Source organism: Pseudaminobacter soli (ex Li et al. 2025), from assembly GCF_029892515.1.
Lineage (GTDB): Bacteria > Pseudomonadota > Alphaproteobacteria > Rhizobiales > Rhizobiaceae > Pseudaminobacter > Pseudaminobacter soli_A.
This window is the reverse complement of the sequence record NZ_JARXVF010000005.1, coordinates 253,398-267,985: the sequence shown is the minus strand read 5'-3', so window position 1 is coordinate 267,985 and position 14,588 is coordinate 253,398. Positions and strand designations below refer to the sequence as shown.

At 62.5% G+C, this 14,588-nt stretch carries 13 protein-coding genes; all 13 read left to right on the top strand.

Translation table 11 applies throughout. The features are described 5' to 3' along the window. The first annotated feature begins 67 nt into the window (after positions 1-67). The 13 genes from M2281_RS20820 to M2281_RS20760 all read left to right on the top strand — a co-directional run bounded on the left by M2281_RS20820 (position 68) and on the right by M2281_RS20760 (position 14,581). Positions 68-853, top strand: a complete 786-nt coding sequence (locus tag M2281_RS20820) for an N-formylglutamate amidohydrolase (protein ID WP_280823096.1) — start codon at positions 68-70, stop codon at positions 851-853. Between the two features lie 36 nt (positions 854-889). Further along, a complete protein-coding gene (locus M2281_RS20815; protein WP_280823095.1) occupies positions 890-1,402 on the top strand; it encodes a TRAP transporter small permease subunit in 513 nt (170 codons plus the stop codon). Next, the gene (locus tag M2281_RS20810) at positions 1,399-2,724 is read left to right on the top strand and encodes a TRAP transporter large permease (RefSeq protein WP_280823094.1); all 1,326 of its coding nucleotides are present in this window, start codon (positions 1,399-1,401) and stop codon (positions 2,722-2,724) included. Before M2281_RS20815 ends, M2281_RS20810 begins: the two co-directional genes overlap by 4 nt. Before the next feature lie 127 nt (positions 2,725-2,851). Then, positions 2,852-3,919, top strand: coding sequence for a TRAP transporter substrate-binding protein (locus M2281_RS20805; RefSeq protein WP_280823093.1), 1,068 nt, complete (start codon positions 2,852-2,854; stop codon positions 3,917-3,919). Positions 3,920-4,028: 109 nt separating this feature from the next. After that, positions 4,029-5,399 carry a glutamine synthetase family protein gene (locus M2281_RS20800; protein WP_280823092.1) on the top strand — a complete coding sequence of 457 codons (1,371 nt, stop codon included), beginning with the start codon at positions 4,029-4,031 and terminating at the stop codon, positions 5,397-5,399. A 67-nt stretch (positions 5,400-5,466) separates the two neighbouring features. Next, positions 5,467-6,855 carry an aldehyde dehydrogenase family protein gene (locus tag M2281_RS20795; protein WP_280823091.1) on the top strand — a complete coding sequence of 463 codons (1,389 nt, stop codon included), beginning with the start codon at positions 5,467-5,469 and terminating at the stop codon, positions 6,853-6,855. 11 nt (positions 6,856-6,866) lie between these two features. Beyond that, complete coding sequence (locus M2281_RS20790) at positions 6,867-7,325, top strand: DUF2569 family protein (RefSeq protein ID WP_280823090.1); 459 nt, start codon at positions 6,867-6,869, stop codon at positions 7,323-7,325. Positions 7,326-7,336: 11 nt separating this feature from the next. Next, the gene (locus M2281_RS20785) at positions 7,337-8,509 is read left to right on the top strand and encodes an iron-containing alcohol dehydrogenase (RefSeq protein WP_280823089.1); all 1,173 of its coding nucleotides are present in this window, start codon (positions 7,337-7,339) and stop codon (positions 8,507-8,509) included. 213 nt (positions 8,510-8,722) lie between these two features. Then, on the top strand, positions 8,723-9,829 hold the full coding sequence (locus M2281_RS20780; RefSeq protein ID WP_280823088.1) for an ABC transporter substrate-binding protein: 1,107 nt from the start codon (positions 8,723-8,725) through the stop codon (positions 9,827-9,829). A gap of 57 nt (positions 9,830-9,886) precedes the next feature. Beyond that, positions 9,887-10,801: an ABC transporter permease gene (locus tag M2281_RS20775; protein WP_425537769.1), complete on the top strand. Its 915-nt coding sequence runs from the start codon at positions 9,887-9,889 to the stop codon at positions 10,799-10,801. Then, positions 10,798-11,589, top strand: coding sequence for an ABC transporter permease (locus M2281_RS20770; RefSeq protein ID WP_280823087.1), 792 nt, complete (start codon positions 10,798-10,800; stop codon positions 11,587-11,589). The genes M2281_RS20775 and M2281_RS20770 overlap by 4 nt, the downstream gene beginning before the upstream one ends. Before the next feature lie 14 nt (positions 11,590-11,603). Beyond that, positions 11,604-12,671 carry an ABC transporter ATP-binding protein gene (locus M2281_RS20765; protein WP_280823086.1) on the top strand — a complete coding sequence of 356 codons (1,068 nt, stop codon included), beginning with the start codon at positions 11,604-11,606 and terminating at the stop codon, positions 12,669-12,671. A 656-nt stretch (positions 12,672-13,327) separates the two neighbouring features. Further along, entirely contained in the window at positions 13,328-14,581 is a 1,254-nt protein-coding gene (locus tag M2281_RS20760; RefSeq protein ID WP_280823085.1) for a sarcosine oxidase subunit beta family protein, read from the top strand. Positions 14,582-14,588 lie beyond the last annotated feature (7 nt).

Below are 14,588 nucleotides of genomic sequence, written 5' to 3'. Positions count from 1 at the left end.
CCACAGAGACGCAAAGAAATAAAATTCGTAACATACGATACGGCGTCTTGGAGGGGGATTTCGAGCAATGGGAACTGCTCAACCCGCACTTGAGGAGGCATTAGCGCCCGTCCGCGTCAGCCGGCGGAGCGGAACCAGCCCCTATGTGCTTGTCTGCGACCATGCGTCGAATTTCATACCCGATCGGTTCGGCACGCTTGGCCTCGACTGCTCCGAGCTGACGCGCCACATCGCCTGGGATCCCGGCGCCCTGCCGGTGGCAAGCCGCATGGCCGAGGCACTCGATGCGACGCTGATCGAGTCCTGCGTTTCGCGCCTCGTCATCGACTGCAACCGGCCGCTCGACGCGCCCGACCTGATCTCGCCGGTCAGCGAGACGACCGCGGTGCCTGGCAATGCCGACCTTTCCGAGGCTGCCCGGCAGGAGCGCGTATCCGCTTCCTGGCAGCCGTTCCATGACGCCATCGCCGACGTCGTCGCCCAGAGGCTGGCCGAGGGGCGCGAGACACGGCTGGTTTCCGTCCATTCCTTCACGCCCGTCTACAAGGGTGTGGATCGGCCCTGGCACATCGGCATCATCCATGACGAGGACGACAGCCTCGCCGGGCCGATGATCGCGGCGCTGAATGGGGTGATCGGCCTGGAGGTCGGTGTCAACGAACCCTATTCGCCGGCCGACCGCGTCTACTACACGCTCGAACGGCATGGCCGCGCGCGAGACCTCGCCTGCGCCATGATCGAAATCCGCAACAACGAAATCGCCGACGAGGCCGGCCAGCGCAAATGGGCTGACCTGCTGTCTGCAATTCTGGCCGGCGCGAAACCGGCCGATCGCCGCCAAGCCGGCTCATGAAAACCGCAACCGGAAGGCCTTGAGGGGAAAACGACAGTGCCTGAAGCGTTGAAATCCTACGTTCGATATGTCGATGCGCTCAACCATCGGGTTGGACGCATCGCCATGTATCTGATCTTTCCGATGGCAGGGATCCTGCTCTACGCGACCATCTCGCGCGCAGTATTCGGCATCCCGGTCAACTGGGTTCTGGAAACGTCCCAGTTCATCCTCTCCGCCTACTATCTGCTTGGCGGAGCCTATTCGATGCAGCTCGATTCGCATGTGCGCATGGACTTGTTCTATGGCCGCCTGTCGCCGTGCAACAAGGCGGTGACGGATGCCTTCACCATCCTGTTCGTGCTGTTCTATCTCGGCGTGCTGCTGCTCGGCGGCATTTCCAGCACCAACTACGCCATTGCCTTCGGCCAGAAGAACTACTCGGCCTGGGCGCCGCCTCTATGGCCCATCAAGGTCTTCATGACCGCCGGCATCTTCCTGATGCTGCTGCAGAGCATATCCAGCCTGATCAAGGACATCGCCATCGTTCGCGGAAAGCCGATCGCATGAGCTCGGAATTCATCACACTCTTCATGTTCGGCACCATGATGGTGCTGCTCTTCACCGGTCAGCGCGTGTTCGGTGTCATCGGCTTCGTGGGTGCCGCGGCCGCATTGTGGCTGTGGGGCAACGGCTCGTTCGAAATGCCCTTCAACGCCAGCTTCCAGGTGCTCAACTGGTATCCGCTGATCACGGTGCCGTTCTTCATCTTCATGGGCTACATGCTGTCGGAATCCGGCATCGCCGGCGAGCTCTACCGGCTGTTCCATGTCTGGTTCGGACCAATTCGCGGCGGCCTGGCGCTCGGCACCATCGGCCTGATGGTGCTGATCGCGGCGTTGAACGGCCTATCGGTTGCCGGCATGGCGATCGGTGCCACGATCGCGCTGCCGCAGCTGCTCAAGCACAACTACGACAAGGTCATGGTCACCGGCGTGATTCAGGCCGGCTCCTCGCTCGGCATCCTGATCCCGCCGTCCGTCGTGCTGGTTCTCTACGCCATGATCGCCCGCCAGCCGGTGCTGCAGCTCTGGCTCGCCGGCGTCGGCCCCGGCCTGATGATGGCGGCCATCTTCGCCATCTACATCTACATCCGCTGCCTCATCAATCCGGAGATCGGTCCGGCCTTGCCGGCCGAGGAGCGTGCGAGCATCACCTGGGCGGAGAAGTTCTCTCTGCTGCGCAAGGGCATTATCCCGCTCGCCATCTTCGGCATCATGATGGGCCTGTTCCTGACGGGCACCACCAGCCTGGTGGAAAGCTCCGTGGTGGGCGCTGTGCTCGCCACGCTTGCCGCATGGGTCACGGGTAATCTCGATCGCAATGTGATGGAACTGTGCACGCGCAATACCTTGACCATCAGCTGCATGTTCATGTGGATCATCCTGGCCGCGCTGTGCTTCAGCTCGGTCTATGACGGGCTGGGCGCGGTCAAGGCGGTGAAGACGCTGCTGCTGGACACCTGGGATCTCACCCCGTGGGAAATCCTCATCATGATGCTGGTGTCGTTCCTGATCATGGGAACGTTCCTGGACGACACCGCCATGCTGGTGATCGTGGCGCCGCTCTACATCCCGCTCATCATCAGCCTGGGCTTCAACCCGATCTGGTTCGGCGTGCTCTACACCATCACCTGCCAGATCGCCTACATCACCCCGCCCTTCGGCTACAACCTGTTCCTGATGCGCGCCATGGCGCCGCCCGAGATCACGCTGATCGACATCTATCGCTCCATCGTGCCGTTCTTCTTTCTGATGGTGCTGTCGCTGGTGTTGATCATGCTCTTCCCGCAGATCGCGCTGTGGCTGCCTGAATACTACACGGCGCACTGACCGGACGGGACATGGGAGGGGACACAGACAAGAAGCAGTTAGCAGGAGAGGAAAGGCCGTCGGAGGGTTCGGCGCTCCGGCCAACAGGGTGAACAATCAAGCCGAAAGCACAATGGGAGATTGTGAGATGAACGACCGCATAAAGATCAGCAAACGTGACTTCTTCAAGAAGGCGGGTGCCGTGACGGCCGGCGCGGTGGGCGCGTCAACGCTCGCCATGCCGTATGTGCGGGCGCAGAGCCCGATCAAATGGCGGCTCCAGACCTACGCGGGTCCGGCGCTGGCCGAGCATGTGTGCAAGCCAGCCGTCGACGCCTTCAACAAGGCGGCCAATGGCGAGATGGTCATCGAGATGTACACGGCGGACCAGCTGGTGCCGCAGGGCGAACTGTTCCGCGCCGTGCAGGCGGGCACGCTGGACGCCGCCCAGAGCGACGACGACTCGGCGGCAGCACCCGTCGACGTTGCCGTGTTCGGCGCCTACTTCCCCTTTGCCTCGCGCTACAGCCTCGACATCCCCACGCTCTGGGAATGGTACGGCCTGAAGGAGATCTGGCAGGAGGCCTATAGCGAAGTGAAGGGCGTGACCTGGCTGAGCGCCGGTTCGTGGGATCCCTGCAACTTCGCCACGACCAAGCCGATCCGCTCGGTCGAAGACCTCAAGGGCCTGCGCGTCTACATGTTCCCGACCGGCGGTCGCTTCATGCAGCGCTTCGGCGTGGTTCCGGTCTCGCTGCCTTACGAAGACGTGCAGGTGGCGATCCAGACGGGCGAGCTCGACGGCATCTGCTGGTGCGGCATCACCGAGTGCTACACGGTGGGCTGGGCGGATGTGACCAAGTACTACCTCACCAACAACATCTCGGGCGCATGGGCAGGTTCGTTCTTCGCCAACACCGAGAAGTGGAACGCGGTACCGGATCATCTGAAACAGCTGTTCCAGATGGCGATGGACACCTCTCACTACTACCGCCAGCACTGGTACTGGTGGGGCGAGGCCCACTACCGCACCACGGGCGGCAAGTACGAACTCACCACCATTCCCGGAGCCGAGTGGAAGACGGTCGAAGACGAAGCCCAGAAGTTCTGGGACGACATCGCGACCCAGAGCCCGCGCTGCGCCAAGGTGGTGCAGATCCTCAAGGACTATCGCGAGACCATGGAAAAGGCCGGCCCGCCCTACCGCTACGGCTGAGCGGCGCCAAATCCGCAATGCACTCAGCCCGGCCGCGTCAGGCGGCCGGGCTCACCCGTTGAAACACCGATTGTTGAAACATGCGGCCGCGTTGGCGGCGGAGTAGAAAATGGCCGGAAATCTTTCATTCGATCAATTGAAGAAGGCAGTCGCGGAGAACGAGATCGACACGGTTCTCGCCTGCGCCGTCGATATGCAGGGCCGTCTCATCGGCAAACGTTTCCTGGCTCGATACTTTGTCGATTCCGCGCACGACGAGACCCATGGCTGCAATTACCTCTTGGCCGACGACATCGATATGGAGCCGGTGCCGGGCTACAAGGCGGCGAGCTGGTCGAAGGGCTATGGCGACTTCGTCATGAAGCCGGACCTTGCCACGCTGCGCCATGTGCCGTGGCTGGAAAAGACGGCGCTGGTGCTGTGCGACGTGCTCGACCATCACGACCACGCCGATCTGTCGCATTCGCCGCGCGCCATCCTGCGCCGCCAGGTGAAGCGCCTGCAGGAACGCGGCTATCTCGCCTATTTCGCCTCGGAACTCGAATTCTACCTGTTCAACGAAACCTATGACAGCGCGCGCGCCAAGCACTGGCAGGGCCTGCAGACCGCTTCTCCTTATATCGGTGACTACCTGATCGGCATCACCACCAAGGAAGAGCCCTATATGCGCAAGCTGCGCAACGAAATGGAGGCGGCGGGCATCCCGATCGAGAACTCCAAGGGCGAGTGGGGCCCCGGACAGGAGGAGATCAACGTCCGCTACGCCGAAGCGCTGGAAATGGCCGACCGCCATGTCATCCTGAAGAACGGCGCCAAGGAAATCGCCGAAGGCATGGGCAAGGCCGTCAGCTTCATGTCGAAGTACAATTACGGTCTTGCCGGCAATTCCAGCCACATCCACAACTCGCTGTGGAGTGCTGATGGCTCAACGCCGCTGTTCTTCGACAAGAACGGTGAATACGGCATGACCAAGCTTGGCCACCAGTGGTCCGCCGGCCAGCTGAAATACGCCAGGGAACTCACCTGGTTCTTGGCGCCCTACGTCAACTCCTACAAGCGCTTCCAGGCCGGCACCTTTGCGCCGACCAAGATCATGTGGAGCGAGGACAACCGTACCGCCGGCTTCCGCCTCTGCGGCATGGGCGGCAAGGGTGTGCGCATGGAGTGCCGTATCGGTGGCGCCGATATCAACCCCTATCTGGCTTTCGCGGCCCTGATTGCAGCGGGTCTTGCCGGTATCGACGAGAAGCTGGAGCTGCAGAAGCCCTTCGCGGGCGACGCCTACCAGGCAGCCGAACTGCCCGAAATTCCCAAGACGCTGCGCGGCGCCATCGAGACGCTGGAGAAATCGACCATGCTGCGCGAGGCCTTCGGCGAGGACGTGATCGGCCACTACCTGCACACCGCCCGCTGGGAGCAGCTCGAATACGACCGCCGCATTACCGACTGGGAGCTGCACAGAGGCTTCGAGCGGTACTAATGTCGACGGCGCCGCGAGCGGCGGCGCCCAGGACCACCTGCATTTCGCATGAAGAAGGACTGAAACCATGACCGAGACGGTCAAGCTCAAATCCCCCATCGACGGCTCGATCTATGCCGAGCGTCCGGTTGCCACCGACCAGGCGCTCAACGCCGTGGTCGAGCGCGCACGTGCAGCTCAGGTCGGCTGGGCGCAGACCTCCATTGCCGAGCGCGGCAAGTACATGCTCGCCTTCCTCGAAGCCTTGGTGGCGATGACCGACGAGATCGTGCCGGAGATCGCCTGGCAGATGGGCCGGCCGGTGCGCTATGGCGGCGAGTTCGGCGGCGTCAAGGAACGCACCAACTACATGGTCGAGATCGCCGAGCAGGCATTGAAGCCGGTCATGGCCTCGAACCCCAAGGACGGCTTCCGCCGCTATGTGAAGCGCGATCCGCTGGGCGTGGTCATGGTGATCGCGCCGTGGAACTATCCCTATCTCACAGCGGTCAACACCATCGTGCCGGCGCTGATGGCGGGCTCCGCCGTCATCCTCAAGCACGCGGCGCAGACGCTTGTCGTGGGCGACCGCTTCCAGCAGGCCTTCGACAAGATCGGCCTGCCCAAGGGCGTGTTCCAGAACGTCGTGCTCAACCATGCCCAGACCGAGGCGCTGCTCGGCTCCGGCAAGATCGACCACGTCAACTTCACCGGCTCGGTGGCTGGCGGCAAGGCGATCGAGCGGGCGGCAGCCGGCACCTTCATGACCATGGGCCTCGAACTCGGCGGCAAGGATCCGGCCTATGTGCTGCCGGATGCGAAGCTCGACCACGCCATCGCCAATCTGGTCGACGGTGCCTTCTACAATTCGGGCCAGTGCTGCTGCGGCATAGAGCGCGTCTATGTGCATGAGAAGGTCTATGACGAATTCGTCGAAGGCTTTGTCTCGCTGACCAAGGACTATGTCGTCGGCAACCCGCTCGACCGGTCGACCACCATGGGGCCGATGGCGCAGGCGCGCTTTGCGGACTTCATTCGCGAGCAGAAGGCCGAGGCCCTGCGCAAGGGCGCGAACGCCCACATCAACATGAAGGTCGACCAGGACGCCGCCGGCTCGCCCTATCTCGCGCCCGAGGTGCTGACCAATGTCGATCATCAGATGAGCGTCATGCGCGAGGAAAGCTTTGGGCCCATCGTCGGCATCATGAAGGTGCGTAACGACGAGGAAGCCATCGCTCTGATGAATGACAGTCCATACGGCCTCACCGCCTCGGTCTGGACGAGCGACGTCGAGCACGCCGTCTCGCTGGGCGACCGCGTTGAGACCGGCACCGTGTTCATGAACCGCTGCGACTATCTCGATCCCGCACTGGTGTGGACCGGCGTGAAGGATACCGGCAAGGGCGCTTCCCTTTCGGCCATCGGCTACGAGAACCTGACGCGGCCGAAGTCGTATCATCTGCGCGAACAGATCTAGGGATTACTCGTATGCCAGGTCAGTCAACCGCGACCGCATCTTCGCCAGTCAGCGAACCGGTGGGACTTGGCGGTTGGCTGATCCTACCCACGATCGGGCTGATGGCCGCACCACTTTTCGGGCTTGGCCATCTCAGCCTGCTAATGGTGAAAGAGCCGCTACCGAAATTGCATGCCAATCTCTTGAACGCAGGGCTGCTGGCTTACGCAGTTACTTCGATCGCGCTGCCTGTCGGCTTGTTGATCCTAATGTTCATGAAGAAGCGTAATTTCCCGCGGCTTTATGTGGTCTGGGCGCTCTTCAATATTGTCTTCGTTGTATTGCACTTGCTAGCAGCAACGTTCCTTTTCAGGGCGACGTCCCTCTTGGACGAAATATTGAGCGGCCTTTGGCGCGGCGTCGGACTCTACGGCATCGACATCCCCTACATGCGCAATTCTCGGCGTGTGCGAAATACCTTCATCAGCTAGTGAGAAAAGAAGTGTCCAAACTCGTTTCCAAATGGAACTATCCGACCACCGTCCGCTTCGGGGCGGGGCGCATCTCCGAACTGCCTAACGCGCTGGCCGCGACCGGTATCAAGAAGCCGCTCTTCGTCACCGATCCGGGGCTGGCCAAGCTGCCGGTCGTCGCTTCGACGCTGAAGATCCTCGACGATGCCAAGATTCCCTACGGCGTCTTCTCCGACGTGAAGCCCAACCCGGTGGAATCGAACCTCACCGCTGGCATCGCTGCCTTCAAGGCAGGCAAGCATGACGGCGTCATCGCCTTCGGTGGCGGCTCGGCGCTCGACCTTGGCAAGCTGATCGCCTTTCAGGCCGGCCAGACCCGTCCGGTCTGGGATTTCGAGGACGTTGGCGACTGGTGGACTCGCGCCGATGCGGAGGCCATCGCCCCGATCATCGCCGTGCCGACGACGGCGGGCACCGGCTCCGAAGTCGGCCGCGCCGGCGTTGTCACGCATGAAGAGTCGCACACCAAGAAAGTCATCTTCCATCCGAAGATGCTGCCGGCCATCGTGATTGCCGATCCGGAACTGACCACCGGCATGCCGCCCTTCATCACTGCCGGCACCGGCATGGACGCGTTTGCCCACTGCCTGGAAGCCTATTGCGCGCCCGGCTACCACCCGATGGCCGACGGCATTGCGGTGGAGGGCATGCGGCTGGTGCTCGAGAACCTGCCCAGGGCCTATGCCAACGGCAAGGACCTGACCGCACGTGCCCACATGATGAGCGCGGCCGCCATGGGCGCCACAGCCTTCCAGAAAGGACTCGGCGCGATCCATTCCTTGTCGCATCCGATCGGCGCGCTCTATGACACCCATCACGGCATGACCAATGCCGTGTTCATGCCTTACGTGCTGGCCTTCAACCGCGACGCGATCGAGGACCGCATCGTACGGCTCACCGGCTATCTCGGCATCAAGGGCGGCTTCGACGGATTTGCCAAGTCGGTGCTCAAGCTGCGTAAGGAACTGAAGGTGCCGCACACCCTGCCGGAGCTCATCAAGGGGCTCGACATGGACAAGAAGCGCAAGACGCTGATTGCCGACATGGCGGTGGTCGATCCGACCGCAGGCGGCAATCCGGTGAAGCTCACCAAGAAGGCAGCGTCGTCTCTGCTCGACAATGCCATCGCGGGAGCTCTTTAAGTATTGTCTAAATAAAGGAGGGGAGAGTATGCGGGCTGGCAGTCGAAAAAATCATTAGCCGGAAAATAATCGGAACGATTGCCAGTCCTGCGGAAAAGTAGTTAGATTTTGCTGCTCGGGGGGACTCCGAGGGGCAGGTTTTCACATCACTGTCATCAAATAGAGATAACCGCATCGCAGGCGTCTCAGGGCGTCAGTCAAACGGAGAGAGACATGTTCAAGTTCACGGGGAAGATCCTTTCCCTCACCGGCGCGGCGCTTATGGTGACCACGGCTATCGGCTCGGCGCAGTCGATGGACGACCTGGTCAAGGCTGCGAAGGCAGAGGGCCAGCTTACCACGATCGCTTTGCCGCATGACTGGTGCGGCTACGGCGAAGTGATTGCCAGCTTCAAGGCCAAGTATCCGGAGATCACCGTTAACGAGCTCAACCCGGATGCCGGCTCGGGCGACGAGGTCGAGGCGATCCGCGCCAACAAGGACAATAAGGGCGCCCAGGCTCCCGACGTGATCGACGTCGGCCTCTCCTTCGGCCCGTCGGCCAAGGGCGAAGGCCTGCTGATGCCTTACAAGGTGTCGACCTGGGATTCGATCCCGGACAGCGCCAAGGATGCCGAAGGCTACTGGTACGGCGACTACTACGGCGTGCTGTCCTTCATGGTGAACAAGGACCTGGTCAAGGACAGCCCGAAGGACTGGGCAGACCTGTTGAAGCCGGAGTTTGCCAATTCGGTGGCGCTTGCCGGCGATCCGCGCGCGTCCAACCAGGCGATCCAGTCGGTCCACGCCGCAGGCCTTTCGACCGGCGCCGCAGCCGGCGAGGCTGCCGGCAACGCCGGTCTCGACTTCTTCAAGAAGCTCAACGCTGCCGGCAACTTCGTTCCGGTGATCGGCAAGCCGGCCACGCTGGCACAGGGCCAGACGCCGATCCTCATCAACTGGGATTACAACAACCTGGCGGGCCGCGACACGCTGAACGGCAATCCGCCGACCGAGATCGTCATCCCGGCCACCGGCGTTGTCGCCGGCGTCTACGTGCAGGCGATCAGCGCCTACGCACCGCATCCGAACGCTGCCAAGCTGTGGATGGAGCACCTCTACTCCGACGAGGGTCAGATTGGCTGGCTGAAGGGCTACTGCCACCCGATCCGCTTCAACGACCTTGCCAAGAACGGCAAGATCCCGCAGGAAATGCTCGACAAGATGCCGCCGGCAGAGGCCTATCAGGAAGCTGCTTTCCCGACGCTTGAGCAGCAGGCTGCCTCCAAGGAACTGATCACCAAGCAGTGGGACGCCGTTGTCGGCGCTAGCGTTAAGTAAAAATCGCATCTCCGGGCGGCCCCTCAGGCCGCCCGGACCTTTCCTGATAGAGCGCCCATGACAGACGCGACCCTTTCCGATCCGGCCGCTGCCCGGCAATCCGTTCCGCCGGCGCGGGCGGGTGGCTTGAAGCTGCCTTTACAGTGGCTGGGCGTTGCCCCCTTCTTCATCTTCGCATTGATGTTCCTGATCTTCCCGACCTTCTATCTGGTCGTGGGCGCGTTTCAGAACGATCAGGGTGAATTCACGCTTGCGAATATCGCGTCGCTGTTCCAGCCGTCCATTCTGGCGGCCTATTGGATTTCCATTCGCGTAAGCCTCGCATCGGCCGTGCTCGGCGCACTTGCCGGCCTCGCCATTGCCATAGCCATCGTTCGCGGCGGACTGCCTGGCTGGGTCCGTTCGGCCACGATGACGTTCTCGGGCGTTGCCTCGAATTTTGCCGGCGTACCTTTGGCCTTCGCCTTCCTCGCCACGCTTGGCCGGCTCGGTCTTGTCACCGTGCTGCTCAGGACCTGGTTCGACATCAATATCTACGGGCTCGGCTTCAACATCCTCTCCTTCACGGGACTGACGCTGACCTATCTGTTTTTCCAGATTCCGCTGATGGTGGTCATCATCACGCCGGCCATCGATGGCTTGAAGCGGGAATGGGGCGAAGCCGCCGCCACGCTGGGGGCCACGCAGATGCAGTTCTGGCGGATGGTTGTCATTCCGGTGCTCTGGCCGAGCTTCCTCGGTACCGTCATCCTGCTGTTCGCCAATTCCTTCGGCGCGATCGCTACGGCCTATGCGCTGACGGGTTCGTCGCTGAACATCGTGCCGATCCTGCTTTATGCGCAGATCCGCGGCGACGTGCTGCACAATCCGCATCTGGGCTATGCGCTGGCTTTCGGAATGATCGTCGTGACCGGCCTCGCCAACGTCTTCTACATCTGGTTCCGCGTCCGCAGCGAGAGGTGGCTCAAATGAAGCCTAGCCGTTTCTGGGCGTGGCTCGTCTTCGCGCTGGGCGCCGCCTATTTCCTGATCCCGCTGTCTGCGACGTTTGAGTTTTCGCTGCGCATGCGTCGCGGCGAATATTCCTTCGATGCGTATCGCGTCGTGTTCGGCGACGCGCGCTTCCAGGAGACCTTCGCCTATTCCACGATCATCGCCTGCCTCACGATCGTGATCGGCGTGGTGCTGGTCGTACCGACCGCCTACTGGATCAGGCTGCGCATGCCGCAGATCCGCCCGGTCGTTGAGTTCATCACGCTGTTGCCGCTGATCATTCCGGCCATCGTCATCGTATTCGGCTATATCCGCATGTACGGCTCGAACTCGCCCCTGCCGTTCCTGGCGACCACGCGGGGAACCGACTTCCTGCTGATGGTAGGCTATGCCACGCTGGCGCTGCCCTATATGTACCGCGCGGTCGACACGGGCTTGCGCACCATCGACGTGCGCACGCTGACCGAAGCCGCGCAAGTGCACGGCGCTGGCTGGACGACGATCATCGCACGCATCATCCTGCCCAATGTGCTGATCGCGGTGCTGTCGGGCGCGTTCCTGACCTTTGCGATCGTCATCGGCGAATTCACCATGGCCAGCCTGCTTAACCGCCCGGCCTTCGGTCCGTATCTGCAGAATATCGGCGCCAATCGCGCCTACGAGCCGGCGGCGCTTGCGGTCATTTCCTTTGCAATCACCTGGGGCTGCATGTCGGTGATCCAGGTTCTCGCACGGTTTGCGCCGAAGTCGGCGAACAACCCAAATTGATCTGAAAGACGAAGATGTCCGAAACATTTCTCAGCATCCAGGGTGTCCGTAAGGCTTTCGGTCAGACGACCGTCGTGAAGGACTTCAATCTTGAGGTGGCGCGGGGCGAATTCGTCTCCTTCCTCGGGCCCTCGGGTTGCGGCAAGACGACGATGCTGCGCATGGTGGCCGGCTTCGAGGAGCCAACGGCCGGCCGCATCATGATCGGCGGCAAGGATGTCACCAACCTCAAGCCCAACCAGCGCAACATCGGCATGGTGTTCCAGGCCTATGCGCTGTTTCCGAACCTCACCGTGTCGCAGAACATCGGCTTCGGCCTCAAGGTGGCCGGCGCGTCGAAGGCCGAAATCGCCGACCGTGTGAAGGAGATGCTCGGTATCATCAAGCTGGACGGGTTCGGCGATCGCTATCCCTACCAGTTGTCCGGCGGCCAGCAGCAGCGCGTGGCGCTCGCCCGCGCGCTGGCACCCAAGCCCAAGATCCTGCTGCTTGACGAGCCGCTCTCGGCGCTCGACGCCAAGGTGCGCATCTCGCTGCGCGAGGAAATCCGCGCCATCCAGAAGAAGCTCGACATCACCACCATCTTCGTCACGCACGACCAGGAAGAGGCGCTGTCGATGTCCGATCGCATCGTGGTGATGTATGACGGCAAGGCCGAGCAGGTCGGCACGCCCTTCGAGATCTACAACCGCCCGTCGACCAAGTTCGTTGCCAATTTCGTCGGCACACTGAACGTGCTCGACGGCACGGTGGTGGACCCGGCAACTGCCACGGTCAGGATCAACGACCGCGATATCTCGCTGAAGAAGGGCCAGCTCAACGGGGCAAAGGCAGGCGACGTCCTGTCGCTGGCGCTGCGCCCCGAAGCCATCGTGCTGGGCAAGCAGGACGGGCGCGACGCCAATCTCGGTGGCCACATCTCCGATGTCAGCTTCCTGGGCTCGGTCATCCGCGTTCGCGTCGGCCTCGGCAAGAACGCCGTCTCGCTCGACACGTTCAACTCGCCGGCAAGCCCGCCGCCGGTTGTTGGCGAGCGCACCGAAATCAGCTTCTCCTCGGACGATCTGCTCGTTCTGCACTGACAGCAACCGTGGCGAACCAGAAGGCTCGCCACGTCGCTCATGTCAGCCAATGAGCGCCGGCTCATCTCGGCGCCGCATTTGCGCCGACACAAAGACCGGTACTTCCAACCACCATTTCGGCGGGCGCTCGCCTAATCCTGCCGCAAGCAGCCTTGGGTCCCGTCGCATCCATGCCCGGTCGGTGGACGCACGGCCGCGATGCGGAACTCCCACAGGCGGCCCATGGCCAATTCTTGGCAGTGGGCTTGCAGTCGGGGCCGCAGGCGATGCCAGCGGTGCGGCGCTGCCGGCAAAATCAATGGTAGTCAGTCTGCGCTCGGCGGATGGGCGTTGCCAGTAACTTGCTGTCACATTGCAGAGACCGCACGGCTGCTGCGGTAACTCGATCTCCAGCCCCTCTACAAGCGTGCCCACGCTCGTCTAGACATTCATGTCTACAATCGCTAGTCTCCGGCGCATCGGGAAGAGGGATAGCCTTGCGACGTGGCCCCATCGTTGAGCATGGGACCGGCCACGTCGTCCGGGCGGGAAGTGGAGGATTCCGTTGCAACAGGTCGTGATATCGAAAGCCGCGCCCCGGCTTGAGCGGCCATGGTGCATGCCGATGCCCGCATCATGCTGATCGCCCGCCAGACAGTTTCCAGGAACGCATATCGATGACCCGCCGCTATTCCGCGCTTTCCTTGTTCAAGGAAGGTCTCGCCGGCCAGAAGGGCTGGGAGCCCGCCTGGCGCTCGCCCGAGCCGAAAAAGAGCTATGACGCGATCGTCATCGGCGGCGGCGGCCACGGCCTGGCGACCGCCTATTACCTGGCCAAGAACCACGGCATCACCAATGTGGCCTTGCTCGAAAAGGGCTGGATCGGCGGCGGCAACACCGGCCGCAACACCACAGTGGTGCGCTCCAACTACTATTACCCCGAGAGCGTCGCGATCTACGATCTCGCCCACCGGCTATATGAGGGGCTCTCCAAGGACCTGAACTACAACGTCATGCTTTCGCAGCGCGGCATGGTGTTTCTGGCGCACAGCATCAACGAGATGGAGATCACCGCGCGGACGGTGAACGCCATGCAGGTCAGCGGCATCGACGCGGAAGTGTTCTCCGTGGACGATGTGCGGCGCGTGGCCCCGATGCTGAATTTCTCGCCCGATGCGCGCTTCCCTATCCTCGGCGGCGGCTGGCAGGGCAGGGCCGGCACCGCGCGTCATGACGCCGTGGCCTGGGGCTATGCGCGCGGCGCAAGCCGCCTGGGCGTCGACATCATCCAGAACTGCGAGATCACCGATTTCATCATCGAGGGCGGGCGTTGCCGCGGCGTGCACACCACGCGTGGAACGATCCGCGCCGACCGCATCGGCATGGCGGTGGCCGGCCATTCCTCGGTGCTGGCCGCCAAGGCCGGCTTCCGGCTGCCAGTCAATTCCTATGCCTTGCAGGCCTGCGTGTCCGAGCCGGTCAAGCCGATCCTCGACACGGTCGTGCTTTCGCCGGGCACCGGCGTCTATGTCAGCCAGTCGGACAAGGGCGAGATCGTCATCGGCGGCGCGCTCGACCGCGTTCCCTCCTACGGCCAGCGCGGCAACCTGCCTGTGCTGGAAGGCGTGATCGCGGGCCTGCTGGAAATGTTCCCCAGCTTTGCCCAACTCAAGCTGATGCGGCAGTGGGCGGGCATCGTGGACGTGGTGCCGGATTCCTCCCCAATCATCGGCGAGTCGCCGCTGCCCAACCTGTTCATCAATTGCGGCTGGGGCACCGGTGGCTTCAAGGCCATTCCGGCGGGTGGCACGCTGCTGGCGCATCTCTTGGCGACCGGCAAGCACCACGACATCAGCCGTCCCTTCGACCTCGACCGTTTCGCCTCCGGGCGGCTGCTGGACGAGGCGGCCGGCTCCGGCATCGCGCACTAGGACCCTA